The sequence below is a fragment of the Pseudomonas nitroreducens genome, from assembly GCF_024170165.1.
GTDB classification, from domain to species: Bacteria; Pseudomonadota; Gammaproteobacteria; order Pseudomonadales; family Pseudomonadaceae; genus Pseudomonas; species Pseudomonas nitroreducens_C.
In genome coordinates, this window is record NZ_JALJXP010000009.1 from 1 (window position 1) to 23,014 (window position 23,014).

Annotated in this window: 20 protein-coding genes; 11 read left to right on the top strand and 9 right to left on the bottom strand. The window is 66.9% G+C overall.

What is annotated here, in order from left to right:
• Positions 1–594: 594 nt before the first annotated feature.
• Entirely contained in the window at positions 595–1,164 is a 570-nt protein-coding gene (locus tag J2T47_RS18310; protein WP_253449724.1) for a helix-turn-helix domain-containing protein, read from the bottom strand.
• Positions 1,165–1,379: 215 nt separating this feature from the next.
• Here J2T47_RS18310 and J2T47_RS18315 point away from each other — a divergent pair, with 215 nt between their 5' ends.
• Positions 1,380–2,291, top strand: coding sequence for a LysR family transcriptional regulator (locus tag J2T47_RS18315; protein WP_253449727.1), 912 nt, complete (start codon positions 1,380–1,382; stop codon positions 2,289–2,291).
• 354 nt (positions 2,292–2,645) lie between these two features.
• Here J2T47_RS18315 and J2T47_RS18320 read toward each other — a convergent pair whose 3' ends face one another.
• From J2T47_RS18320 to J2T47_RS18330, 3 genes are read right to left on the bottom strand one after another with little or no spacing between them, the layout of a single operon-like run.
• Positions 2,646–3,911, bottom strand: a complete 1,266-nt coding sequence (locus J2T47_RS18320) for an OprD family porin (RefSeq protein ID WP_437180995.1) — start codon at positions 3,909–3,911, stop codon at positions 2,646–2,648.
• Positions 3,908–4,327 carry a DoxX family protein gene (locus J2T47_RS18325; protein ID WP_253449729.1) on the bottom strand — a complete coding sequence of 140 codons (420 nt, stop codon included), beginning with the start codon at positions 4,325–4,327 and terminating at the stop codon, positions 3,908–3,910. The genes J2T47_RS18320 and J2T47_RS18325 overlap by 4 nt, the downstream gene beginning before the upstream one ends.
• A gap of 58 nt (positions 4,328–4,385) precedes the next feature.
• The gene (locus J2T47_RS18330) at positions 4,386–5,042 is read right to left on the bottom strand and encodes a hydrolase (RefSeq protein ID WP_253449732.1); all 657 of its coding nucleotides are present in this window, start codon (positions 5,040–5,042) and stop codon (positions 4,386–4,388) included.
• 348 nt (positions 5,043–5,390) lie between these two features.
• Between J2T47_RS18330 and J2T47_RS18335 the strand changes: the two genes are divergently transcribed.
• From J2T47_RS18335 to J2T47_RS18370, 8 genes are all read left to right on the top strand, one after another.
• Positions 5,391–6,347, top strand: coding sequence for a GlxA family transcriptional regulator (locus tag J2T47_RS18335; protein WP_253449734.1), 957 nt, complete (start codon positions 5,391–5,393; stop codon positions 6,345–6,347).
• Positions 6,348–6,551: 204 nt separating this feature from the next.
• On the top strand, positions 6,552–7,931 hold the full coding sequence (locus tag J2T47_RS18340; protein WP_253449737.1) for an ATP-binding protein: 1,380 nt from the start codon (positions 6,552–6,554) through the stop codon (positions 7,929–7,931).
• Positions 7,932–8,644: 713 nt separating this feature from the next.
• Positions 8,645–9,214, top strand: coding sequence for an antibiotic biosynthesis monooxygenase (locus tag J2T47_RS18345; protein WP_253449740.1), 570 nt, complete (start codon positions 8,645–8,647; stop codon positions 9,212–9,214).
• 82 nt (positions 9,215–9,296) lie between these two features.
• Complete coding sequence (locus tag J2T47_RS18350; protein ID WP_253449743.1) at positions 9,297–10,115, top strand: alpha/beta fold hydrolase; 819 nt, start codon at positions 9,297–9,299, stop codon at positions 10,113–10,115.
• Positions 10,116–10,126: 11 nt separating this feature from the next.
• Positions 10,127–11,980 (top strand): amidohydrolase, encoded by a 1,854-nt coding sequence (locus tag J2T47_RS18355; RefSeq protein ID WP_253449746.1) that lies wholly within the window; start codon positions 10,127–10,129, stop codon positions 11,978–11,980.
• A gap of 318 nt (positions 11,981–12,298) precedes the next feature.
• Complete coding sequence (gene katG / locus J2T47_RS18360) at positions 12,299–14,491, top strand: catalase/peroxidase HPI (protein WP_253449749.1); 2,193 nt, start codon at positions 12,299–12,301, stop codon at positions 14,489–14,491.
• A gap of 144 nt (positions 14,492–14,635) precedes the next feature.
• Positions 14,636–15,724 carry a glycerophosphodiester phosphodiesterase gene (locus J2T47_RS18365; RefSeq protein ID WP_253449752.1) on the top strand — a complete coding sequence of 363 codons (1,089 nt, stop codon included), beginning with the start codon at positions 14,636–14,638 and terminating at the stop codon, positions 15,722–15,724.
• Positions 15,725–15,814: 90 nt separating this feature from the next.
• Entirely contained in the window at positions 15,815–16,216 is a 402-nt protein-coding gene (locus J2T47_RS18370; protein WP_253449755.1) for a DUF2501 domain-containing protein, read from the top strand.
• Between the two features lie 12 nt (positions 16,217–16,228).
• Here the strand turns inward: J2T47_RS18370 and J2T47_RS18375 are convergent, their stop codons facing one another.
• Positions 16,229–16,705, bottom strand: a complete 477-nt coding sequence (locus tag J2T47_RS18375; RefSeq protein WP_253449758.1) for a GNAT family N-acetyltransferase — start codon at positions 16,703–16,705, stop codon at positions 16,229–16,231.
• 17 nt (positions 16,706–16,722) lie between these two features.
• A complete protein-coding gene (locus tag J2T47_RS18380; protein ID WP_253449762.1) occupies positions 16,723–17,226 on the bottom strand; it encodes a GNAT family N-acetyltransferase in 504 nt (167 codons plus the stop codon).
• 253 nt (positions 17,227–17,479) lie between these two features.
• Here J2T47_RS18380 and J2T47_RS18385 point away from each other — a divergent pair, with 253 nt between their 5' ends.
• Positions 17,480–18,226 (top strand): SDR family oxidoreductase, encoded by a 747-nt coding sequence (locus J2T47_RS18385; RefSeq protein WP_253449765.1) that lies wholly within the window; start codon positions 17,480–17,482, stop codon positions 18,224–18,226.
• A 50-nt stretch (positions 18,227–18,276) separates the two neighbouring features.
• Here J2T47_RS18385 and J2T47_RS18390 read toward each other — a convergent pair whose 3' ends face one another.
• The gene (locus J2T47_RS18390; RefSeq protein ID WP_253449768.1) at positions 18,277–18,771 is read right to left on the bottom strand and encodes a BRO-N domain-containing protein; all 495 of its coding nucleotides are present in this window, start codon (positions 18,769–18,771) and stop codon (positions 18,277–18,279) included.
• A gap of 599 nt (positions 18,772–19,370) precedes the next feature.
• Between J2T47_RS18390 and J2T47_RS18395 the strand changes: the two genes are divergently transcribed.
• Positions 19,371–20,276: a LysR substrate-binding domain-containing protein gene (locus J2T47_RS18395; protein WP_253449771.1), complete on the top strand. Its 906-nt coding sequence runs from the start codon at positions 19,371–19,373 to the stop codon at positions 20,274–20,276.
• A 19-nt stretch (positions 20,277–20,295) separates the two neighbouring features.
• Here J2T47_RS18395 and J2T47_RS18400 read toward each other — a convergent pair whose 3' ends face one another.
• The gene (locus J2T47_RS18400) at positions 20,296–21,783 is read right to left on the bottom strand and encodes a DHA2 family efflux MFS transporter permease subunit (RefSeq protein ID WP_253450387.1); all 1,488 of its coding nucleotides are present in this window, start codon (positions 21,781–21,783) and stop codon (positions 20,296–20,298) included.
• Between the two features lie 101 nt (positions 21,784–21,884).
• On the bottom strand, positions 21,885–23,012 hold the full coding sequence (locus J2T47_RS18405; protein ID WP_253449775.1) for an HlyD family secretion protein: 1,128 nt from the start codon (positions 23,010–23,012) through the stop codon (positions 21,885–21,887).
• Positions 23,013–23,014: the final 2 nt, after the last annotated feature.

The following is a 23,014-nucleotide window of genomic DNA, read 5'->3' on the forward strand; positions in this document are numbered from 1 at the left end:
GCTGGACGAAAGGGAGCGAAGTAGGCGATATCTGAAGATGCGAGTGTCACCCATGTGACTGAACTCGTTTGTTACCTATGTGGTTGTCTCCTACAGCCCCTCCATCCGGTTTTTCGCCTAGGCGAAAAATTCCCTCGTTGAATCGAAGTTTCAGGGGCACGCCACGAAGGGCCATCCCTGGCCCATCGTGGCTCTCGCGACATCCATGTCGCTCAACCCCTGAAACTCCGATCCAACGAGGCCTCCTGAAAGGGGCACTCCGGAGCTCGCGGACGTTTTTCTGGAAGACTTTCAGAGCCAGAGCCAGAGCCAGAGCCAGAGCCAGAGCCAGAGCCAGAGCCAGAGCCAGAGCCAGAGCCAGAGCCAGAGCCGAGGCGGGGTGGGGATCAGGCTCTTCGTAGGAGCGAGCTTGCTCGCGAACCCGCCCAACTCGGTGCCACCCCGTAGGAGCGGACCTTGTCCGCGAATTCCCCCGCGGCGTACTCCGGGGCTATGGATTGCAACAACAGCCCAAAGCATACGTAGGGCGAATAAACCCGGAACGGGTTATCCGCCGCCCCTCACCGGCGGATAACGCCTGGGGCGTTATGCGCCCTACGTTGGTGACGCCCGGTTGGCACCATCGACCTCCTGCACTCCACCCACCCGGCAAGCCTGCCGCCAACGGTTCGGCGTGCAGCCCACCAGCTTGCGGAAGCTGCGGCCGAAGTGCGACTGGTCGGCGAAGCCACATTCCTGGCTGACCTGGGAAATCGGCGCGTCGCCGCTGGCCAGCAGCTCGCGGGCGCGGTCGATGCGCAGGCGCAGCGCCCACTCCCGTGGTGCGACCCCGGTGGCCTGCTTGAAGGCGCGGGAGAAGTGGCTGCGCGACATGCCGCATTGTTCGGCGACGTCGGCGATGTACAGGCGGCTGAGCAGGCTGCCGGCGAGGATGTCCTTTGCCTTGCGTTCCTGCCAGGGGGCGAGGGCCAGGCGTTCACCAGTGTCCGCCCCGTCGTTGCAGGGCTCGGGCAACCGGTAGTGCTCCAGCAGGTGCTGGCAAAGGCGCTGACTGGCCTGGTGGAGGCCGTCTCCCTGGCTTTCCAGCTCCTCCATGAGCTGCAGGACCAGGCGGTGGGTCTGGGGGGCGAGCATGGTCGCTACCTGGTGGGCAGGTGCGGGCATGGCGTCTCTCTTCTCGTTCTGGTGGCGGCCGAAATGCCGCTCTGGAATGTAAAAAATTCAAGGTAAATCAAGGTGATCCGATGCTCAATCGGATTAAGCCAAACGGTGCGCGGATGAGCACACACGTCCAAGAAAAATGCCCGGTTTCATGATCGACTGGCGCGTCCCTTGTCTTGTGCAAAGATGCCGACTCCCACAGCCCCGAGCGACCAGCCATGAACCGAAACGACCTGCGCCGCCTGGACATGAACCTGCTGGTGATCTTCGAATCCCTGATGCTGGAGCGGAACCTCACCCGCGTCGGCGAGAAGCTGTTCATCACCCAGTCCACCGTCAGCGCCGCCCTGGCGCGCCTGCGCGACCTGTTCGACGACCCGCTGCTGGTGCGCGCCGGCCGCGCCATGGAGCCCACCAGCCGGGCGCTGCACATCTTCGAAGAGCTGCGCCCGGCGATGGACGTGATCTCCGCCGCGGTCAGCCGCGCCAAGACCTTCGAGCCCGAGAGCAGCTGCAACATCTTCCGCCTGGGGCTTTCCGACGACGCCGAATTCGGCCTGTTCCCTGCGCTGCTGGCACGCTTGCAGCAGGAGGCGCCGAACATCACCGTGGTGGTGCGCCGCGCCAACTTCCTGCTGATGCCGGCGCTGCTGTCTTCCGGCGAGATCACCGTGGGGGTGAGTTACACCACCGACCTGCCGGCCAACGCCAAGCGCCGCAAGCTGCGCGATATCGGCGTGAAGGTGCTGCGCGGCGACGACCGTCCCGGCCCGCTGACCCTCGACGAATACTGCTCGCGGCCGCACGTGATGGTGTCTTTCTCCGGCGACCTGAACGGCGCCATCGACCTGGACCTGGAGCGCATCGACCGCCGCCGTCGCGTGGTGCTGGCCGTGCCGCAGTTCGGCAGCCTGCGCGCGCTGCTGCGCAACACCGAGATGATCGCCACTGTCCCCGACTATGCCGCCTGCGCGCTGGTGGAAGACAGCTGCCTGCGCGCCGAGGACCCGCCGCTGGAGATCAAGCCCGCGGAGCTCTCGCTGGTCTGGAGCGCTGCCCACGACAACGACCCGGCCGAGCGCTGGCTGCGCGAGCGGATGGTCGAGTACATGAGCGCGCCGGTGCCCTGAGCCCCGCACAAGGCCATTCGTGGGGTGGGTGGAGTCCTTAGCGATACCCAGGCTGCGGGTGCAGGGGATTGATGGGTATCGCTGCGCTCCACGCCATCCTGCGAAGCGTTTTTCCGGATGGCCTAACGGCTGGGGGATCGATTACGTAGGGCGCATAACCTGGAACAGGTTATCCGCCGGCTCGGTAACGGCCGATAACGCTGGCGCGTTATGCGCCCTGCAGGGAAGCAGCCTGATGGTTTCAGCGCTGGGCGGGTTCGCGAGCAAGCTCGCTCCTACAAGGGGCTTTGGAGTGCTCTTCGTAGGAGCGAGCTTGCTCGCGAACAGAGCTGTGCGCCGACGCTTCCCGAGCACTCAGAACACCCCCTTGAGCGGGTACTCGACAATCACGTAGAGGCGGTCGATATCCGCGCCACCCTGGGCGTCGTTGGCGCGGTGCGAGACCTGCGCGAAGCTCAGCGCCAGGTCCCTGGCCGGGCCGGACTGCACCACGTAGCGCACGTCCAGGTCGCGCTCCCAGTGGCGGCCGCCGTCGCCGTAGGCGGGCTGGCAGGTGCCGCCCTCCACGGGGTTGTAGGCGCCGCCGCATGGGGCGTGGGTGCCGTCGATGCCGCTGCCGCGCACGTAGCGCGTGGAAAAGGTCAGGCCGGCGAGGCCGGCGCTGGCGCCGTCCCACTGGTAGCGCGCCTGCCAGGAGTGCTCGCCGGGGCCGTTGAAGTCGGCGTACTTGATCGAGTTGGCGAGGTAGATGGAATCGCCGCCGACGAAGTCGAACGGCGTGTCGCCGTCGATCTTCTGGTAGGCGAGGCTCAGCGCATGGCTGCCCAGGGCGACCTTGCCCAGCAGGCTCCAGGCCAGGGTGTCGATCTCGCCGGCGCGGGCGCTGCCGGTGTCGCCGGTCTTGTACAGGTTGGCGTCCAGCGACCAGCGGCCGAAGTGGCCGTTGAGGTTGGCGTAGGCCTGGCGCCAGACGTCATCCAGCTGGCTGGCGTAGAGTGCGCCGCCCCAGTTGGCGTCGGTTGCGCTCCAGCTGGCGCCGGCCAGGCTGAGGCCGCCGAAGCGGGTGCTGGCGCCGTAGCCTTCGAATTCGCCGTGGCTGGAGCTGGAGTCCTGGTTCTTGAAGGCGGTGAAGCGCCCGGCCTGCAGGCGCAGGTTGGGCAGGCTGTGGTCGTCGAGGAACCAGCCGGTGGCGTATTCGGGCTGCAGGCGCTTGTCGCCGGTGTCGAATACCGGGGTTTCCACTTCCATCTCGCCCCAGGCGACAGTGGTTTTCTCATGCACCAGGCGCAGCGCGGCGCCAGCGTCGGAATACTCGGCTTCGCTGCGGCCGTCGCTGTCCAGTGGCAGCAGGCCGGTCCCCGCGTGGCCGCGCCCGCCGTCGAGCTTCAGGCCGAGGAAGGCGTGGGCATCGATGCCCAGGCCGACGGTGCCGGGCGTGACGTCACTGCTGAACCTGCCGATGAAACCCTGCGCCCATTCGCGGCGCAGGCTCTGGCCGTTTGGGCCGGGGCTGCGGTAGTCGTTGTCGAGAAAGTAGTTGCGTGACAACAGCGACCAGTCGGCGGCGTGGGCCTGGACGCAGGCGAGTGCCAGTGCGCAGGGGAGCAGGAGGTTTTTCACGGTCGGGGCTCCGTCCGAAGTTCACCCAGGCGGCGAGGCAGGGCGAAGCGATAGCGGCCGGGACCGGCAATCGCCAGGCCGGCGAAGAGGATCAGCATCCACCAGGCGAACTGGCCTTCCTCCAGCGACCATTGCGGGTGCACGAACAGCAGCGCCACCAGCAGCACGGCAATCACCGGCAGGCAGGCGAGGCGGGCGAACACGCCGAGGATCAGCAGGATCGGGCAGAGCACTTCGGCGAACACCGCCAGCGCCAGGGTCGGCGAGGCGCCGAGGCCGAAGGGGTCTTCGATGTGCTGTAGCTCGCTGTGCCAATGCAGCAGCTTGGGCAGCCCGTGCACCTGGAGCAGCAGGAGGGCGGCGGCTACGCGCATGAACAGCAGCGCCAGGGCGCCGGAGCGGTCGTGGGTCGGCATGGTGGGTATCCCGGGAATGAAAAGGGGCGGCCATGCCGCCCCTTTCTGCTGCTCAGGCTCAGTGGCCTTCGCTGGCGTTGAACATTGTCTTGGCGTAGATCAGGCCCAGGCCGTAGGCGCCGCCGTGCTCGATGGAGGTTTTCACGGTCGCCTCGTAGGTTTCGCCACGGGCCCAGTCGCGTTGCAGTTCCAGCAGGTACTGCAGGGAGGTCATGGGACGTGCGCCCAGCTGGATCATTCGTTGCAGGGCCATTTCGTGAGCTTCGTCGGAGACGTCGCCACAGGCGTCGGCGATCACGTAGACCTCGAAGCCCTGGTCGATGGCCGAGAGCGCCGGGCCGACGATGCACACCGAGGTCCACAGGCCGGCGAGGACGATCTTCTGCTTGCCGAACTTGTTCACCTCCACGGCGATGCGCGGGTCCTCCCAGGTGTTCATGCTGGTGCGGTCGATGACGTTGTGCTCGGGGAAGACCGACTTGATTTCGTCGAAGATCGGCCCGGAGAAGCTCTTCTCGGCAACAGTGGTGAGGATGGTGGAAACGTTGAACTCCCTGGCTGCCTTGGCCACCAGCGCGGCGTTGTTGCGCAGGGTCACCGCGTCGATGGACTTGGTCGCGAAGGACATCTGCGACTGGTGGTCGATCATGATCAGGGTGTGGTCGGTGGGGTTGAGCAGGGTCTTGCCGGGAACGGCTTTGGCGATGGCGGTCATGGTCGGATTTCCTGGTGGATTGCGTGGGGTGGGAAGAGGGCGTCTGGCGTGTCTTTTCGGTCTGCAGGACCTGGCTGCAAAGCGTGGACACATCTTTGCCGAACGCTGCGAGGCGCGGAACAGACAGCCCTGCAGGGTGGCTTTGCAGTTCTGCAAGGGCGTCCGGGGCGCTTCGATGGGCAGACTATGGTTTCGCCGCCACGGCATTTATTGGACCTGTGTGCTCGGCCCGCCTGGCGGAGAATGATGCAAACGTGCGATTCGCCGGCGCGGCGAATGGGTACAGTGGTTTTTTCCTATACCGGGGCACGCGAGACCGCCAAGCCCCGTTTGCGTGCGAGTAGAAGAATGAAAACAGTGGCCATGGTGCTGTATGACGATGTGCTGGCGCTGGATGTGACGGGGCCGATGGAGGTGTTCTCCATGGCCAACCGTTACCTGCCGCCGGAGCGGCATTACCGCTTGCTGACGGTGGCGGCGAAACCCGAGGGCGTGCGCGCCTCCAGCGGCCTGAAGATGAGCGCCGACCTGCCACTGGAAGCACTGCTGGCGGGCGTGGACCTGCTGCTGGTGCCCGGTGGGCCCGGCGCCTACAACGGCAACAACGAGGCGCTCGACGCCTGGTTGCCGGCGGCGGCGCGCGCGGCGAAACGTTATGGCGCGGTGTGCACCGGCGCCTTCCTGCTCGGCGCCGCCGGGCTGCTCGACGGCTACCGCTGCACCACCCACTGGAACTACCTGGACCGCCTGGCGCAGCTGTATCCCCGTGCCGAGGTGCAGGCCGAGCGCATCTACGTGATCGACCGCAACCTGATCACCTCCGGCGGCGTCACCGCCGGCATCGACATGGCGCTGGCAGTGGTCGCCGAGGACCACGGCAAGGACGTCGCCCTCGAGGTCGCCAAGGTCCTGCTGGTGGTACTCAAGCGCCAGGGCGGGCAGACGCCCTTCGGTCCGCTGCTGGTCTCGGTGGTGCGCGATGGCTCGGTGATCGCTCGCGCCCAGGCCCACGTGGTGGACCACATCGACGAGCCGCTGACAGTGAATCGCCTGGCCGAACTGGTGGCCATGAGCCCGCGCAACTTCGCCCGCGCCTTCCAGCGCGAGACGAGCATGACACCCATGCAGTACGTGCAGAGCGCGCGCATCGACCACGCGCGCAAGTTGCTGGAAAGCAGCGACCTGCCGCTCAAGCAGGTGGCCAGCCGTAGCGGCTTTGGCAGCCCCCGGCACATGCGCACGGTGTTCGGCGAGCGGATCGGCATGACGCCGAGCCAGTACCGCGAGCAATTCGGCTTCGCCTGATGGCAGTGCGCCGCATTTTCAGCCGGTTGACCGTCCGGCGCACCCAAGTTGGCCGAATCCTTCCCCCCGCGGGAATTGCGCTGTCACGCGAGGGCGGGAAAATACCCTGACCAATCATCAGGGGCGCGTCACCTCGGTACTGGCCAGATCGCCTGGAGGACCCGTTGTAGAGCGATCCGTCAGATCCGCAGACGTGAGCAGGACATGAGCGCAAGCACGGAAAACCGCACCGAGACCATCCTGCAGTTCGGTCGCTTCCAGTTCCACCCCTACAAGCGCCAGTTGCTGCAGGGGGATCGCCCGGTGCGCATCGGCAGCCGGGCGCTGGACATTCTCCAGGTGCTGATCCGCCAACCCGGCGAGATCATCGGCAAGGACAGGATCATCGCCCAGGTCTGGGGCGATACCGTGGTCGAGGAGATCAACCTGCGGGTGCACATCGCCGCGCTGCGCCGGGCCCTCGGCGAGGGCCGCACGGGTGAGCGCTACATCGCCAACGTGCCGTTGCGCGGCTACGGCTTCGTCGGCGTGGTGGAGAGCGTGGTCGCTCCGGCGCAGGCAGCAGCGCTGCCGTGCGAAGTGCGCGCGAGCAACCTGCCGGTCCTGCTGATGGGGCTGGTCGGCCGGCAGGCGCTGCTCGAACGGGTGGTGAAGCAGATGCCCGCCACGCGCCTGATGACCCTGGTCGGCCCTGGCGGCATGGGCAAGACCTCCCTGGCGATCCACGCCGCCGAGCAACTCGGCAGGCACTTCAGCGAGGTACGCTTCCTCGACCTGTCCGCCGACCCGGACGGCATCTCCCTCAGCCAGAGCCTCGCCGTTCTCCTGCGCGAGCCGGCCCATGAGCCGACCCTGCTGTTGCTGGACAACTGCGAGCACCTCGCCGACCGCTGCGCCGAGGCGGTGGAGCACCTGCTGCGGCTGCATCCGGCACTGAGCATCCTCGCCACCAGCCGCGAGCCGCTGCGGGCGGAAGGGGAGCGTGTGGTGCGCCTGCCGCCTCTGGAAGTGCCCGCGCAGGACGATGCGCCGCTGGCATTGGCGATGTGCAGTTCGGCGGTGCAACTGTTCGTGATGCGCGCGCGGGAGGTCTGTGACCGTTTCGAGCTCAAGTCCGGCCAGGTGCGCGCGATCATCGACATCTGCCGGCGCCTGGACGGCATTCCCCTGGCCATCGAGATGGCCGCTCGGCAGGTGGGTATCCTCGGCCTCGCCGGGCTGCCGGCGCTGCTGGACACGCCCATGCAACTGCTGATGCCCGGTCGCCGCACCGCACCGGCGCGCCAGCAGAGCCTGCGGGCGACCTACGACTGGAGCTATGGTCTGCTGGATGCGGACGAGCAACGCTGCCTGGGGCTGCTCGCGCAGATGGCGGATGGCTTCACCCTGGATGCGGCCGTCGCCTCGCTGGACGACAAGCGCTGGTGCCGTGAGTGCGTGTTCGCCGCCGTGCGGCAGCTGGCGGACAAGTCCCTGCTGTGGGTGGAGCAGGGCGAGAGTGAAGTGCGCTACCGCGTGCCCCATACCGCCCGCGCCTACATGCGCCAGGTGACCTTGCCCGAGTTCACCATCACGGCGGCCTGATAGCCGGTAACGTGCATGTGCCCGACGATGCACGAACCCTGTAGGAGCGGGCCATGCCCGCGATCTGCCGGCAGGGGCCGGCGCTTTCTTTTGCTCTGGTGGTACGGGTCTGCTGCCTGGGCTTGGTTGTTTCAGCGCCGCATTGGCGTGTGCGTGGATTCTGTGTTTCGCCCCCTCGGGCGAGTCACTTTTCCAAACGACGGAAGGCCGCCCCCCAAAAAGTAACCAAAAGGCTTGCCCCGGACATCCGGTTTTTCGCTTAGGCGAAAAATACCCTCGTTGAAGCGAAGTTTCAGGGGCACGAACTAGGCGTCCCCCTGACGAAGGGCCATCCCTGGCCCATCGCAGCTCTCGCGACATCCATGTCGCTCAACCCCTGAAAATTCGCTTCAACGAGGCCTCCTGAACGGGGCGTTCGGCGTGCTCGGACATGTCGCTGGAAGTCTTCAGAGAGCAAAGAGCTAAGAGCGATTGTAGGAGCGAGCTTGCTCGCGAACTGCCCAACGCCGACGTTTCCCTGTAGGAGCGGGCCATGCCCGCGATCGCGCGCATGGCGCGCTCCTGCAGGTGACGCCGGTGCCGGGGGCGTAGGGCGCATAACGCGCCAGCGTTATCCGCCGCCATGGCCGGCATCGATCCAGCACATGCGTCCAATAGGCAGACCGCAGCCGCCGCCATAGTGACCGGACCTCAAGCATGAGTCCGGAACACCCATGAGCGCCGAAACCATCGATCTGAACAGCGTGGTGACGCTGGTGGTCCACCACAAGGTGCGTTGCGCAGCCCTGCCCAGTTACGAGGCCTGGCTACGCCGCACCGTTTCGGCCGCGCGCCGGCAGCCGGGGCACCTGGGCGTGAATGTGATCCGCCCGGACGGCGAAGGCGCGATGTACACCACCGTGGTGCGTTTCGCCGCCGCCGCGCAGCTGCAGGCCTGGATCGACTCCCCCGAGCGCGCCGAGCTGATCGACGAGGTTTCGCCGTTGCTGGAAGAGGGCGACCACCCGCTGATCCACAACGACGCCGAATTCTGGTTCACCCCCGCACACGGCAACGTGCGCCAGCCGCCGAAGTGGAAGCAGGCGCTGCTCACCTACCTGGTGATCAGCCCGCTGACCATGGTCATCCCGCCGCTCTGGGGGCCCGCGTTCGAACGCTTCCCGGTGCTGGCCGGGGTGGTGCCGAGCAACCTGCTGGTGACCCTGTGCATCGTCCTCCCGGTGGTCTACCTGATCATGCCCTGGGTGACCCGGCGCTGTGCCGGCTGGCTCAACGCCGATTGAAACTGAGCCTGACTTTCCCTCCCGCGGCGCCCGCAGGGCGCCCGTTCCCACATCGTCCTGCATGGCAGGCAGAGGAGTTTCCATGAGCACTTTCGTTACCCGCGACGGCACCGAGATCTATTACAAGGACTGGGGCAGCGGCAAACCCGTGCTGTTCAGCCACGGCTGGCCGCTGGACGGCGACATGTGGGAATACCAGATGCAGTACCTGAGCAGCCGCGGCTACCGCACCATCGCCTTCGACCGCCGCGGCTTCGGTCGTTCCAGCCAGCCGTGGAACGGCTACGACTACGACACCTTCGCCGATGACATCGCCGGTCTGATCGAGCACCTGGACCTGCGTGACGTCACTCTGGTCGGCTTCTCCATGGGCGGTGGCGACGTCAGCCGCTACATCGGCCGCCACGGCACCTCCCGCGTCGCCGGCCTGGTGCTGCTGGGCGCCGTCACGCCGATCTTCGGCAAGGCCGCCGACTTCCCGCAGGGTGTGGACACCGCCGTGTTTGACGGCATCAAGGCCGGCCTGCTGCAGGACCGCGCGCAGTTCATCGCCGACTTCGCCGCGCCGTTCTACGGCACCAACCACGGCCAGAAGGTCTCCGACGGCGTACTCACCCAGACCCTCAACATCGCCCTGCTGGCGTCGCTCAAGGGCACCGTGGACTGCGTCAGCGCCTTCTCGCAAACCGACTTCCGCACGGACCTGGCCAAGGTCGATGTGCCGACCCTGGTGATCCACGGTGACGACGATCAGATCGTCCCGTTCGAAACCACCGGCAAGCTGGCTGCCGAGCAGGTCAAGGGCGCCGAGCTCAAGGTCTACGCCGGCGCTCCCCATGGCTTCGCCGTCACCCACACGCAGCAACTCAACGAAGACCTGCTGGCCTTCCTGCAGCGCTGAGGGGCCCGAGCATGAGCAACGCAGAAAGAAACGCAGACCTGATCCTGTTCAACGGCAAGCTGCACACCGTCGACCCGGAACGCCCCCACGCCACCGCCGTGGCCATCGCCGACGGCAAGTTCCTGGTCGTCGGCACCGACGCCCAGGCGATGGCCTACCGCGACGCCTCGACCCAGCTGGTCGACCTCAATCGCCGCACTGTCATCCCCGGCCTCAACGACTCGCACCTGCACCTGATCCGCGGCGGCCTGAACTACAACCTCGAACTGCGCTGGGAGGGCGTGCCGTCGCTCTCCGACGCGCTGGAAATGCTGCGCCTGCAGGCCCAGCGCACGCCCTCGCCGCAGTGGGTGCGGGTGGTGGGTGGCTGGAACGAATTCCAGTTCGCCGAGCGCCGCCTGCCGACCATCGAGGAGCTGAACAAGGCGGCGCCGGACACCCCGGTATTCGTCCTGCACCTGTATGACCGCGCGCTGCTCAACCGCGCCGCGCTGCGCGTCGTTGGCTACACGAAAGACACGCCGAACCCGCCCGGCGGCGAGATCGTTCGTGACAGCAACGGCGAACCCACCGGCATGCTGATCGCCCGGCCCAACGCGATGATCCTCTACGCCACCCTGGCCAAGGGGCCGAAGCTGCCGCTGGAATACCAGGTCAACTCGACCCGCCAGTTCATGCGCGAGCTGAACCGCCTCGGCCTGACCAGCGTGATCGACGCCGGCGGCGGCTTCCAGAACTACCCGGACGACTACCAGGTGATCCAGCAACTGGCCGACGCTGACCAGCTCACCGTACGTATCGCCTACAACCTGTTCACCCAGAAGCCCAAGGAAGAACTCGCGGACTTCAAGAACTGGACCTCCAGCGTGACCTACGGCCAGGGCACCGACTTCCTGCGCCACAACGGCGCCGGCGAGATGCTGGTGTTCTCGGCGGCCGACTTCGAGGACTTCCTCGAACCGCGCCCGGACCTGCCCGGCACCATGGAAGCCGAGCTGGAGCCGGTGGTTCGCCACCTCGTCGAGCAGCGCTGGCCGTTCCGCCTGCACGCGACCTATGACGAGTCCATCTCGCGCATGCTCGACGTGTTCGAGAAGGTCAACCTGGACATCCCGTTCAACGGCCTGCCGTGGTTCTTCGACCACGCCGAGACCATCACGCCGAAGAACATCGAGCGGGTGAGGGCGTTGGGCGGCGGGATCGCCATCCAGGACCGCATGGCCTTCCAGGGCGAGTACTTCGTCGATCGCTACGGCAAGCAGGCCGCTGAGGCCACGCCGCCGATCAAGCGCATGCTGGCCGAGGGCGTGCCGGTGGGCGCCGGCACCGATGCCACCCGCGTCTCCAGCTACAACCCGTGGACCTCGCTGTACTGGATGGTCAGCGGCAAGACCGTGGGCGGCCTGAGCCTCTACCCGGAGGGCCTGTCCCGCGAGGTGGCGATCCAGCTGTTCACTCACGGCAGCGCCTGGTTCTCCAGCGAGCAGGGCAAGAAGGGCATGCTCAGGGCCGGCCAGTTGGCGGACCTGGCGGTACTCTCGGAGGACTTCTTCAGCGTCGAGGAAGAGGCGATCAAGACCATCGAGTCGGTGCTCACCGTGGTGGGCGGCAAGATCGTCCATGGCGACCGCGAGTTCGACAAGCTGGCCCCGCCGAGCATCCCGGTGGTGCCGGAGTGGTCCCCGGTGGCCATGGTCCCCGGCCACTGGCGGCCGCAGGCGCCGCTGCAGCAGGCCGTGCACCAGTGCGTCGGCTCCTGCGGCGTGCATGGCCACAGCCATGAGCGTGCGCGTACCAGGGACGTTCCGGTGAGCGACTTCGCCGGGTTCTGGGGCGCGTTCGGCTGTTCCTGCTTCGCGTTCTGATGCTGACCTGGAGCCTGCCTTGCCGTTCGGCATGAAGGGCTTTTCGTAGGACCGAGGGGGACGCCTAGTCCTTGCTCGCGAACAGTGTTTCCGGATGCTTCGGTTCCGGACCGTTCGCGAGCAAGCTCGCTCCTACAGTTCCGATTCCCGCCGATTCCCGCCGATTCCCGTGGTGCGCCCGGCCCATCCCCCGCATCGATAGCCTTTTACCGCTTCAGCCGATCAATAACTGCAATAGCAGCCTGCCCCAGTTGATCTATCTTCTGATGGGTTGTGCGTATACGAAGCGCCGCGCCAGGCGCTCACAAGGAGCCTGCAATGAGTGAAGAAAAGAAAGGTAGCTGCCCCTTCCACCAGACCGCCGGTGGTGGTACATCGAACCGTGACTGGTGGCCGAACCAGCTGCGGCTGGACCTGCTGCACCAGCATTCTTCCAAGTCCAACCCCATGGGCGAGGACTTCAACTACGCCGAGGCCTTCAAGACCCTCGACCTGGAAGCGGTCAAGGCCGACCTGCGCGCCGTGATGACCGACTCCCAGGACTGGTGGCCGGCCGACTTCGGCCACTATGGCCCGCTGTTCATCCGCATGGCCTGGCACGCCGCCGGGACCTACCGCATCGGCGATGGCCGTGGCGGTGCCGGCCGTGGCCAGCAGCGCTTCGCACCGCTCAACAGCTGGCCGGACAACGTCAGCCTGGACAAGGCCCGCCGGTTGATCTGGCCGATCAAGCAGAAATATGGCGCCAAGCTGTCCTGGGCCGACCTGATCGTCCTCACCGGCAACGTCGCCCTGGAATCCATGGGCTTCAAGACCTTCGGCTTCGCCGGCGGTCGCGAGGACGTCTGGGAACCGGACATGGACGTGTACTGGGGCGAGGAAACCACCTGGCTGGGCGGCGACAAGCGCTACACCGGCGAGCGTGACCTGGAGAACCCCCTGGCCGCGGTGCAGATGGGCCTGATCTACGTGAACCCCGAAGGCCCCAACGGCAACCCTGACCCGGTGGCTGCCGCCCGCGACATCCGCGAGACCTTCGCCCGCATGGCCATGGACGACGAGGAAACCGTCGCCCTGATCGCCGGCGGCCACACCTTCGGCAAGACCCACGGCGCGGGCCCGGCGGACAACGTTGGCGCCGACCCGGAAGCCGGCGGCCTGGAAAGCCAAGGCCTGGGCTGGGTCAGCACGTTCGGCACTGGCTCCGGTGGCGACGCCATCACCAGCGGCCTGGAAGTCACCTGGACGTCCACGCCGACGCGCTGGAGCAACAACTTCTTCTGGAACCTGTTCGGTTACGAATGGGAGCTGACCAAGAGCCCGGCCGGCGCCCACCAGTGGCAGCCGAAGAACGGCGCGGGTGCCGGCAGCATTCCCGATGCCCACGACAAGTCCAAACGCCGCGCGCCGTCGATGCTCACCACCGACATTTCGCTGCGTGTCGACCCGATCTACGAGAAGATTTCCCGCCGTTTCTACGAAGATCCCGACGCGTTCGCCGACGCCTTTGCCCGCGCCTGGTTCAAGCTGACCCACCGTGACATGGGCCCGCTGGCTCGCTACCTGGGGCCGGAAGTGCCGAAAGAGGAGCTGATCTGGCAGGACCCGATCCCGGCGGTCAACCACCCGCTGGTGGAGGAGCAGGACATCGCTGCGCTCAAGGCCCAGGTGCTGGCCTCGGGCCTGTCGGTCTCCGAGCTGGTGTCCACTGCCTGGGCCTCGGCCTCGACCTTCCGTGGCTCCGACAAGCGGGGCGGCGCCAACGGCGCGCGCATCCGCCTGGCGCCGCAGAAGGACTGGCCGGTGAACCAGCCGGAGCAGTTGGCCAAGGTGCTCGGCGTGCTGGAGGAAATCCAGGCCGAGTTCAATGCCTCCGCTACCGGCGGCAAGAAGATATCCCTGGCCGACCTGATCGTCCTGGCCGGCGATGCCGGCGTGGAGGAGGCCGCGCGCAAGGGTGGCCACAAGGTCAGCGTGCCGTTCGCCCCGGGGCGCATGGATGCCAGCCAGGAGCAGACCGACGTGCACTCGGTGGGCATGCTGGAGCCGGTGGCCGATGGCTTCCGCAACTTCCAGAAGTCGAAGTTCGCCGTGCCGGCCGAAGCCCTGCTGATCGACCGCGCGCAGCTGCTGACCCTGAGCGGGCCGGAAGTCACCGCGCTGATCGGCGGCCTGCGTGTGCTGGGGGCCAACACCGGGGGCTCGCAGAACGGCGTGTTCACCGCGCGCCCCGGCACCCTCAGCAATGACTTCTTCGTCAACCTGCTGGACATGGGCACCGTGTGGAAACCGACCTCGGCGGACAACACCGAGTTCGAAGGCCGCGACCGCAAGACCGGTGAGGCGAAGTGGACCGGCAGCCGCATCGACCTGCTACTGGGTTCAAACTCTCAGCTGCGGGCGCTGTCGGAGGTCTATGGTTGCTCGGACGGCGAACGCAGGTTCGTCCATGACTTCGTCAAGGCCTGGACCAAGGTGATGAACCTCGACCGCTTCGACCTGCCGCGCTGATCGGGCAGACAGGAGCAAAGGCCCGCGGACGAGCGATCGTCCGCGGGCCTTGTCGTTCGTGAGGGGGCTGGCCGTCGCAAGAGTTTCACAGGCCGCCGGCAGACTGGGCCGCTTATCCGTTACCCAGCCAAAGGGGTTTCGCACATGCGCCGTCGCATCATCGCTGTACTGGGCACCATCGCACTGGCCGCCGCCAGTTTCACCGCCAGCGCCGAGGAGTCCCCCGGCCGCGCCCTGAGCGCAGCGGCCGGCGTTCCCTGGCCGACGGTGATCGCCCACCGCGGTGCATCCCATGACGCTCCGGAGGAAACCGCAGCGGCCTACCTCGCCGCCCGTGACCTGGGCGCGGACTACCTGGAGGCGGATCTCCAGCGCACCAGCGACGGCGTGCTGGTGGCCGTGCATGACGACACCCTGGAGCGCACCAGCAACATTGCCAAGGTCTTTCCCGGCCGCGAGAAGGACCCGGTGAGCAAGTTCACCCTGGCCGAACTCAAGCGCCTGGACGCCGGCAGCTGGTTCAACGCCACCTATCCCGAGCGCGCCCGCTCCAAGTACGCGGGGCTACGCATCCTCACCCTCGACGAGCTGATCGACATCGCCGAAGGCGGCGGCGAAACCCCGGGCCTGTACCTGGAAACCAAGGCGCCGGGGCAGTTCCCCGGCATCGAGGAAGACCTGCGCAAGGCCCTGGAGAACCGCGGCTGGCTCAATGCCGAGGGCGAGCCGCAAGGCAAGATCGTCCTGCAGACCTTCGAGAAGAGCAGCCTCGAACTGCTGCAGAAGAGCATGCCGAAGGTGCCGAAGATCCTGCTGCTGTGGACCGGCGATGGCTACATGGCGGCGAAGAGCCCGACCACCTTTGCCCAGTCCGGCGAGAAGATCAAAGCCGACTTCTATGCCGGGCAGGAAGTGAAATCCAAGGAAGAATTCTTCGCCTGGCTGGACTGGGCCAAGGCCCATGGCGCGCTGGGCACGGGCCCCTCGGCGACCCTGACCGCCCGTGGCGACCAGAGCTACATGGACCTGGTGCAACCGTGGATGAACCAGGCCGCCCATGAGCGCGGCCTGTTCGTGCATGCCTACACGGTCGACGACTCGGTGGACTTCGACAAGCTCACCAAGGCCGGCGTGGACGGCTTCTTTACCAACCGCACCGATCAGCTGCTGCTGTTCCTCGGCCGGCCGCCGAGCCGGGATGTGGACGAGGTGCTGAAGTCGGTGGGCTACTGAGTTGGCGTGCGCAAGGCATGTCTACACTCGCAGTGGCGCTCCGTGTTGTGTCGCCCGCAACCGGGAGAGCCCCATGAACAGGAGAGTCCCATGAAGGCCCGCAAACTGATTCCCAGCGTTTTCGCCGCCGCCTTGCTGCCCTGGTCGCTGGCCCAGGCCGCCTCCCTCGGCGACGTTGCCGGCCAGCTCGGTGGCCTCGGCAACATGTCGTCGGTGTCTTCCAGCAGTAGCGGCAACGTCGCCGGGTTGCTGGAGTACTGCGCGAAGAACAACTACCTCAATGCCGACGCCGCGACCCAGGTCAAGGACAAGCTGCTGGGCAAGCTGCCGGGCAACACCACCACCAGCGACAGCGGCTACAAGGACGGTGCCAAGGGCATCCTGACCGGTACTGACGGCAAGAGCCTCGACCTGTCCGGCAGCGGCATCAAGGAAAAGGTCACCAAGCAGGTGTGCGACAAGGTGCTCAGCCAGGGCAAGTCGCTGCTCTGACGGCGTTTCCTGTCAGCCACGTGGTTTCCTGCAGGAGCGGGATTTTTCGTAGCGCACATCCCGCTCATCCACGCGTCCGGCCAATTGCCAGCCGTGGCGGCGGTAGAAGGCGTTGGCGCGAATGCCGTCGCTGCCATCGGTCACCAGCCAGATGTCCCCGTGCTCGCGGAACAACTGCTCCTCGGCCGCCGCCAGCAACCGGCGACCCATGCCCAGCCCTTCGCACTCCGGACGCACGAACAGGGCGAAGAGTTCTCCTTCCTCCCTATCCACCATGGCGAAGCCGCCGGCAACGCCGTCGATCTCGGCGATCCACGCGCAGGGTGCAGATTCGATCGCCTCGGCCAGCACCTGCGGGGTGATGCCCAGCTCGGCCATCTGCTCGCGGCTCAGGTGGTTCTCCCGCACGCTGGTGCGGATGTCGAAGAGGATGTCGATGTCCGCCGGGGTGGCGGGGCGGATCGATACGGTGCGGATCGATGGAGACATGGAGACTGTTCTCGTGGTCAGGTGGCAGAGAAGCCGATGTGGTAGGCAACCTGTCCGACAGCCTTCGAACCGTCCAGCGACAGCGCCATGAAGTATTCCGGCGGCACGCCCGAATACTGGATCGCCGGGTCCTGACGGAAGCCGAAGCGCGGGTAGTAGGCCGGGTCGCCGAGCACCACGCAGCCTTTCGCGCCCAGGGCGCTCAGGCGCTGCAACCCGGCGCGAATCAATGCCGCACCGATGCCCCGGCCGTGCAGGTTGGGTCGCACCGAGACTGGCCCCAGCCCGTACCAGCCGAGGTCCGCGCCGTCCAGGGTGACGGGCGAGAAAGCCACGTGGCCGACCACTTCGCCTTCCACCGTGGCGACCAGGGAAACGCTCAGCGCGCCGCCCGCGCGCAAGGCGTCGACGATGGCGGCTTCGGTGCCGCTGCTGTGTTCGGCCACGGCGAAGGCGGCGGTGGTCACTTCGCGAATGGCTGGCAGGTCTTCCGGGCGCTCGGGGCGAATGCTGTGCTGCATGCTGTTTTCCTCCTGAAAGGCCGGCAAGCCGGCCTCGGATGGTTCTGTCGGAATCGGGTAGAACGGACCTTTGCAGTCCGATTGACCTCGAAATGGCCGGGTCATTCTGACATCGGTTGCCCGCAATGCCGCGAATCTTCCGGGCCCTGCGGCTGGCACGGAGCTTGGAATGCCAGGTGTGCAGGCGCATTCGCCTGCACCGAGGCGCGCTGCGCCGCAGCGCCCGTCACCTGTCATCGAAGGAGAAGGACAGATGCCCAGCAGTGAAACCAGAACTCCCCTTGCCGTAATCACCGGAGCCGGCTCCGGCATCGGGCTGGCCGTGGCCCGGCGACTGTTGCGCGAGGGTACCCGCGTACTGGCCATGGCGCGACGCAGCGAGGCGCCGGCAGCGTTACAGGACATTGCCGGCGACCGCCTGCATTGGCTGGCCGGCGACGTGACGCACCGCGAAGACCTCCAGCGCCTGGCCGAACTGGCACGCGAGCTGGGTCCCGTCGACTATCTGCTGCCCAATGCCGGCATCGCTCAACTGGCCGATGGGCTCGACGAATCCGCCTTCGCGCAGCAGTGGGCGGTGAACGGCGCCGGCGCGCTGAACACCCTGCGCGCACTGCGTGAGCAACTGGCGCGCCCGGCGTCCGTGGTGTTCATCGGCACCTTCCTGTCCCAGGTGACCTTTCCGGGGCTGGCGGCCTACATCGCCTCGAAGTCCGCACTGCGGGCCCAGGCGCGAACGCTTGCCGTGGAACTGGCGGGCGAGGGCGTGCGCATCAACATGGTCTCGCCGGGGCCGACCGCCACGGCCATCTGGGGCACCCTGGGGCTGGAGGCCAGCGCCCTGGAAAGCGTCGCCGCCAGTGTCAACCAGCGCTTGCTGGGCGGGCAGTTCCTCGAAGCGGAGAGCGTCGCGGATGCCATCGTCTTCCTGCTCTCGGACCAGGCACGCGGCATCTACGGCCAGGACCTGATCGTCGACAACGGCTATACCCTGCGCTGACGCCGGACCCGTCCACCGATGGGGCCCGCCAGCTGGCGGGCCGCGTCGTCTCAGCGCTTCCAGAACCCGCGTGGGCCCTTGGGTTTGTCGCCGACGCGGGTGAAGGTCGGCAGATCTTCCAGCGGCACCCAGACTTCACCCTGCCAGTCGAGCACGGTGACGAAGCCATCCAGCCAGGTCATGCGCATGCGCCGTGGCTGGTGCGGGCATTGGGTGTGCTCGTCGCGCAACTGCGGGATCACCTCGTGGCTGAACCACTGGCGAAGGGTGCGGTTTTCCGGGTGGCTGTGGCGGTAGAACGCCATGTACAGCGCCGCTTCACTGATGACTTCGACTCGCTCCTCGTTGCCGCTGTTGTGCAGCAGGCGCACGGTCCTGGCTTCGCCTTCCTCCAGGCGGCGGGCGAGGACGGTGGGGTGGTGCAGGCCGAGCAGGCGGGCGACGTCGGTGCCGACGAACCAGGGCTGGTTGTCGATCATCACGCCGCGTACAGGGCGGTTGTGGCGCAGGAAGGTGGTGGCGGTGACGCTAATCAGGGCATCCATGGCAGGTACTCCGGTTCAAGGAGAAAACCGCCGTCCTCAAGAGGGAGGCGGACCGCGTGGGGGTGAAGAACCGGAACCGAAGGCCGGCAGGCCCGAAAGCCTCCCCACGCGATCCGCCATATCAGCGCTGCAGTTTCCTGCAGTTGCGTGGGGGCCTACAAAAACGATTCGCTGTTTTCGCATGCATTGTCGACGCAATCGCGTCGGTTAGCAGGTCTTCACACCCGACCACGGGATTGACCGTGGCGGGTTGGAATCTAGCGACGGCCCGTGTAGGCCCACAAGTCGGTTGGCGGGTGGGAATATTCGTGGTTTGTCCCGGATATCGAGGGGATTTCAGCAGCGCCTTACAGGCGCTATTCACGGGCATGGCCCGTTCCTACAACAGCACACCAGACCCAACCTGTAGGAGCGGGCCGCGCCCGCGATCCGCCGGCAGGGCCGACGTCTGGGCCAAACCGCAGGACGGATAACGAGTCAGCGCTATCCGCCGCGCGGCGACCAGCGCGGACGTCGCCCGCCCCGAGCCAAGCACATGTCGCACCGCGCGATGCGGTAAGCTCCGCAGCTTTCCCAGCGTTCCATGCGGAGAACGATCCATGGAAGACCTCAACACCCTCTATTACTTCACCCAGGTGGTGGAGCAGGGTGGTTTCGCCGCGGCCGGCCGGGCGCTGGACATCCCCAAGTCCAAGCTCAGCCGGCGCATTGCCCAGCTGGAGGAACGCCTCGGCGTGCGCCTGCTGCACCGCACCAGCCGGCACTGCTCGCTGACCGAGATCGGCCAGGAGTACTACCAGCGCTGCGTGGCCATGCGCGTCGAAGCGGAAGGGGCGTCCGAGGTCATTGAGCGCAACCGTGCCGAGCCGCGCGGCCTGGTGCGGCTGGCGTGCCCGACGACGCTGCTCAACTCCTGGGTCGGGCCGATGCTCACCCGCTACATGCTCAAGTACCCGCTGGTGGAGCTGTTCATCGAGAGCACCAACCGCCGCGTCGACCTGCTCCACGAGGGCTTCGACATCGCCCTGCGGGTGCGCTTCCCGCCGCTGGAGAACACCGACATGGTGATGAAGGTGCTGGGCAACAGTACCCAGTGCCTGGTAGGACGCCCGGACTTCCTCGAACGCATGGCCGGCGACAGTTCACCCCTGGGCTTCGGCCAGCTGCCCAGCCTGCACTGGGGCGGCATGCAGCGTGAGTACCAGTGGGAGCTGTTCAACGAGGAGGGCGAGCGCCTGCTGATCTCGCACAAGCCGCGCATGGTCACCGACGACCTGCTGGCCCTGCGCAACGCCGTGATCGCTGGCGTCGGCATCGCCCACGTGCCGCGCGTGGCGGTGCGCGAGGACCTGGCCGCCGGCAGGCTGGTGGAGCTGCTGCCGGGCTGGTCGCCCAAGTGCGGCATCGTCCATGCGATCTTCCCCTCGCGCCGTGGCCTGCTGCCCTCGGTGCGCACGCTGATCGACTTCCTCGCCGAGGAGTTCGGCGCGAGCGACATGGCCTGACGGCCCGGCGAATCAGGCTTCAGTGACTGTCTGCACTGGGCTGAGTGGGCGGGGCGATCCTGCGCATCAACGGTACCAGCAGCAGGGTCACCGCGAAGCAGGCGCCGACCAGCAGGAAGGCATCGGCGAAGGTCAGCGTCTGCGCCTCGCGCCAGGTCAGGTCCCACAGGTGTTTCAGCGCCTGTTGCGAAGGTTCGCCGTTGAGGTCCAGGGACGGCGCCAGCCAGTGGTTGAGCGCTTCGTTGCCGCTGTTCAGGTGTTCGGCCAGGCGCAGGAAGTGCAGGTTGGCGCGGTCGTTGAGCACCGTGGCACAGGCGGCGATGCCGATGGCGCCGCCCAGGTTGCGCATCAGGTTGAACAGCCCGGAGGCGAGCTTCAGGCGCTCCGGTGGCAATGAGCCCAGCGCCAGGGTCACGGTCGGCGCCACGCAGAACTGCTGCGCCATGCCGCGCAGGGCCTGCGGGAACATCAGCTGGGCCGCGCCCCAGTCGTGGGTCAGCGGGGCGAATTCATACATCGACAGGGTGAACATCAGCATCCCCAGCAACAGTATCCAGCGCAGGTCGACGCGCCGGGCAAGGGCGGCATAGAGCGGGATGCTCATGATCTGGAAGACACCGGTGGAGAAGATCGCCAGGCCGATGTCCAGCGCGCCATAGCCGCGCACCCGGCCGAGGAACAGCGGGGTCAAGTAGATGGTGGCGAAGATGCCGATGCCGGTGACGAAGCTGAACAGGCAGCCTAGGGCGAAGTTGCGTTCCTTCAGTGCGCGCAGGTCGACGATGGGGTTGGCGACAGTCAGGCTGCGGTAGATGAAGGCAATGCCGCACAGCGCGGAAACCCAGGCGGTGATGACGATGATGTCGTCGCTGAACCAGTTCCAGCGCGGGCCTTCCTCCAGGGTGTATTCCAGGCAGCCGAGGAACAGCGCCATCAGCACGATCGCCGGGTAATCGGCGCCCTTGAGCAGCGACAGGTCGGGCTTGTCGATGCGCACCATGACCGGTACCACGATGGCGACGAACAGCCCCGGCACCAGGTTGATGTAGAACAGCCAGGGCCAGGAGGAAATGTCGGTGATCCAGCCGCCGACCACCGGTCCGAGGGTCGGCGCCAGGGAGGCGATGGCGCCGATGGTGGCGGCGACTATCACCCGCTGCTTGCCGTCGAAGTAGAGGAAGCCGGTGGTGAACACCATGGGGATCATCGAGCCACCGAGGAAGCCCTGCAGCGCGCGGAAGGCGATCATGCTCTGGATGTTCCAGGCCATGGCGCAGAGCAGGCTGGTGAGGGTGAAGCCCAGGGCCGAGGCGGCGAACAGCCAGCGCGTGGAGAGCACCTTGGACAGCCAGCCGGAGAGCGGGATGACGATGATCTCGGCAATCAGGTAGCTGGTCTGCACCCAGGCCAGTTCATCGGCGCCGGCCGAGAGCCCGCCACCGATGTCGCGCAGCGAGGCGGAGACGATCTGGATGTCCAGCAGGGCGATGAACATGCCCAGGCACATGCAGGCGAAGGAGATGACCTTGCGTCTGGTGGAAAGGCTCTCCACCGGCACCACCTCGCTGCTCCAGTGCCTTTCGATCCAGCGCTTGCTGGCGGAGAGGTTCACGGCTGGTTGCTCAGGGCGACGCGCGGGTCGGCGTCGCCATGCTCGTGGGCGCGGGTGTCCACTTGCACCAGCACGGAAAGGCCGGGGCGCAGGTTGCCGAGGCGGCCGTCGGCGTCGTCCAGGTGCACGCGCACCGGCACGCGCTGGACGATCTTGGTGAAGTTGCCGGTGGCGTTCTCCGGCGGCAGGATGCTGAACTGCGCGCCGGTGGCCGGGGCGAGGCTGTCGAGGTGGCCGTGGAAGACCTTGCCGGGCAGGATATCGGCTTCGATGGTCACCGCCTGGCCGGGTTGCATGCGCGCCAGCTGGTCTTCCTTGAAGTTGGCGTCCACCCACAGGCCCTGCGCGGGCACCACGGCGAGCAACTGGGTGCCGGCCGCAACGTAGCTGCCGACCCGCGCGCGGCGGTTGCCGATGTAGCCGTCCACTGGGGCGCGCAACTCGGTGTAGCTCAGGTCCAGGCGCGCCAGGTCGCGGGCGGCGACGGCCTGCTCCAGCGCGGCCTGGGCCTGCTGCCGCTGACTCTGGATCACGTCCAGCTGGCGGCGCGCGGCCAGCAGGCTGGCACGGGCCTTGTCGCTGTTGGCGCGGGCGGATTTGAAGCTGGCGTCGGCGCGCTGCGCGGCCTCCACCGATACGGCGTTGGTGCGCACCAGGGTGGCGTAGCGGCGCTGGTCGTCGCGGGTGCGCACTTCCTCGGCGCTGGCTGCATCGATCTCCGCCTGGCTCTGGCGGATCAGCGCGTCCTGCAGCGAGGCCTGGGCGTCGACATTGCCCAGCGCCGCTTCTTCGGCATGCACCGCGCCCTCGGCTTTTGCCAGGGCGGCGCGGTAGTCGCGGTCATCGATGCGCGCCAGCAGGTCGCCGGCATGCACCAGCTGGTTGTCGTTCACCTTCAGCTCGGCGATGTAGCCGGCCACGCGCGGGCTGATGACGGTGACATCGCCACCGACGTACGCATCGTCGGTCTTCTCCAGGAAGCGCCCGTCGAGCCACCAGTGCCCGGCGTAGGCGCCCGCGCCGAGAAGGGCCGCCATGACGATGCTCAACTTGAGCACCTTGCGTGATTTCGCTCTGGCCGTGTCGACGGCGGGCGTGGCGGGGAGGGTGACGGGCTGGTTCATGG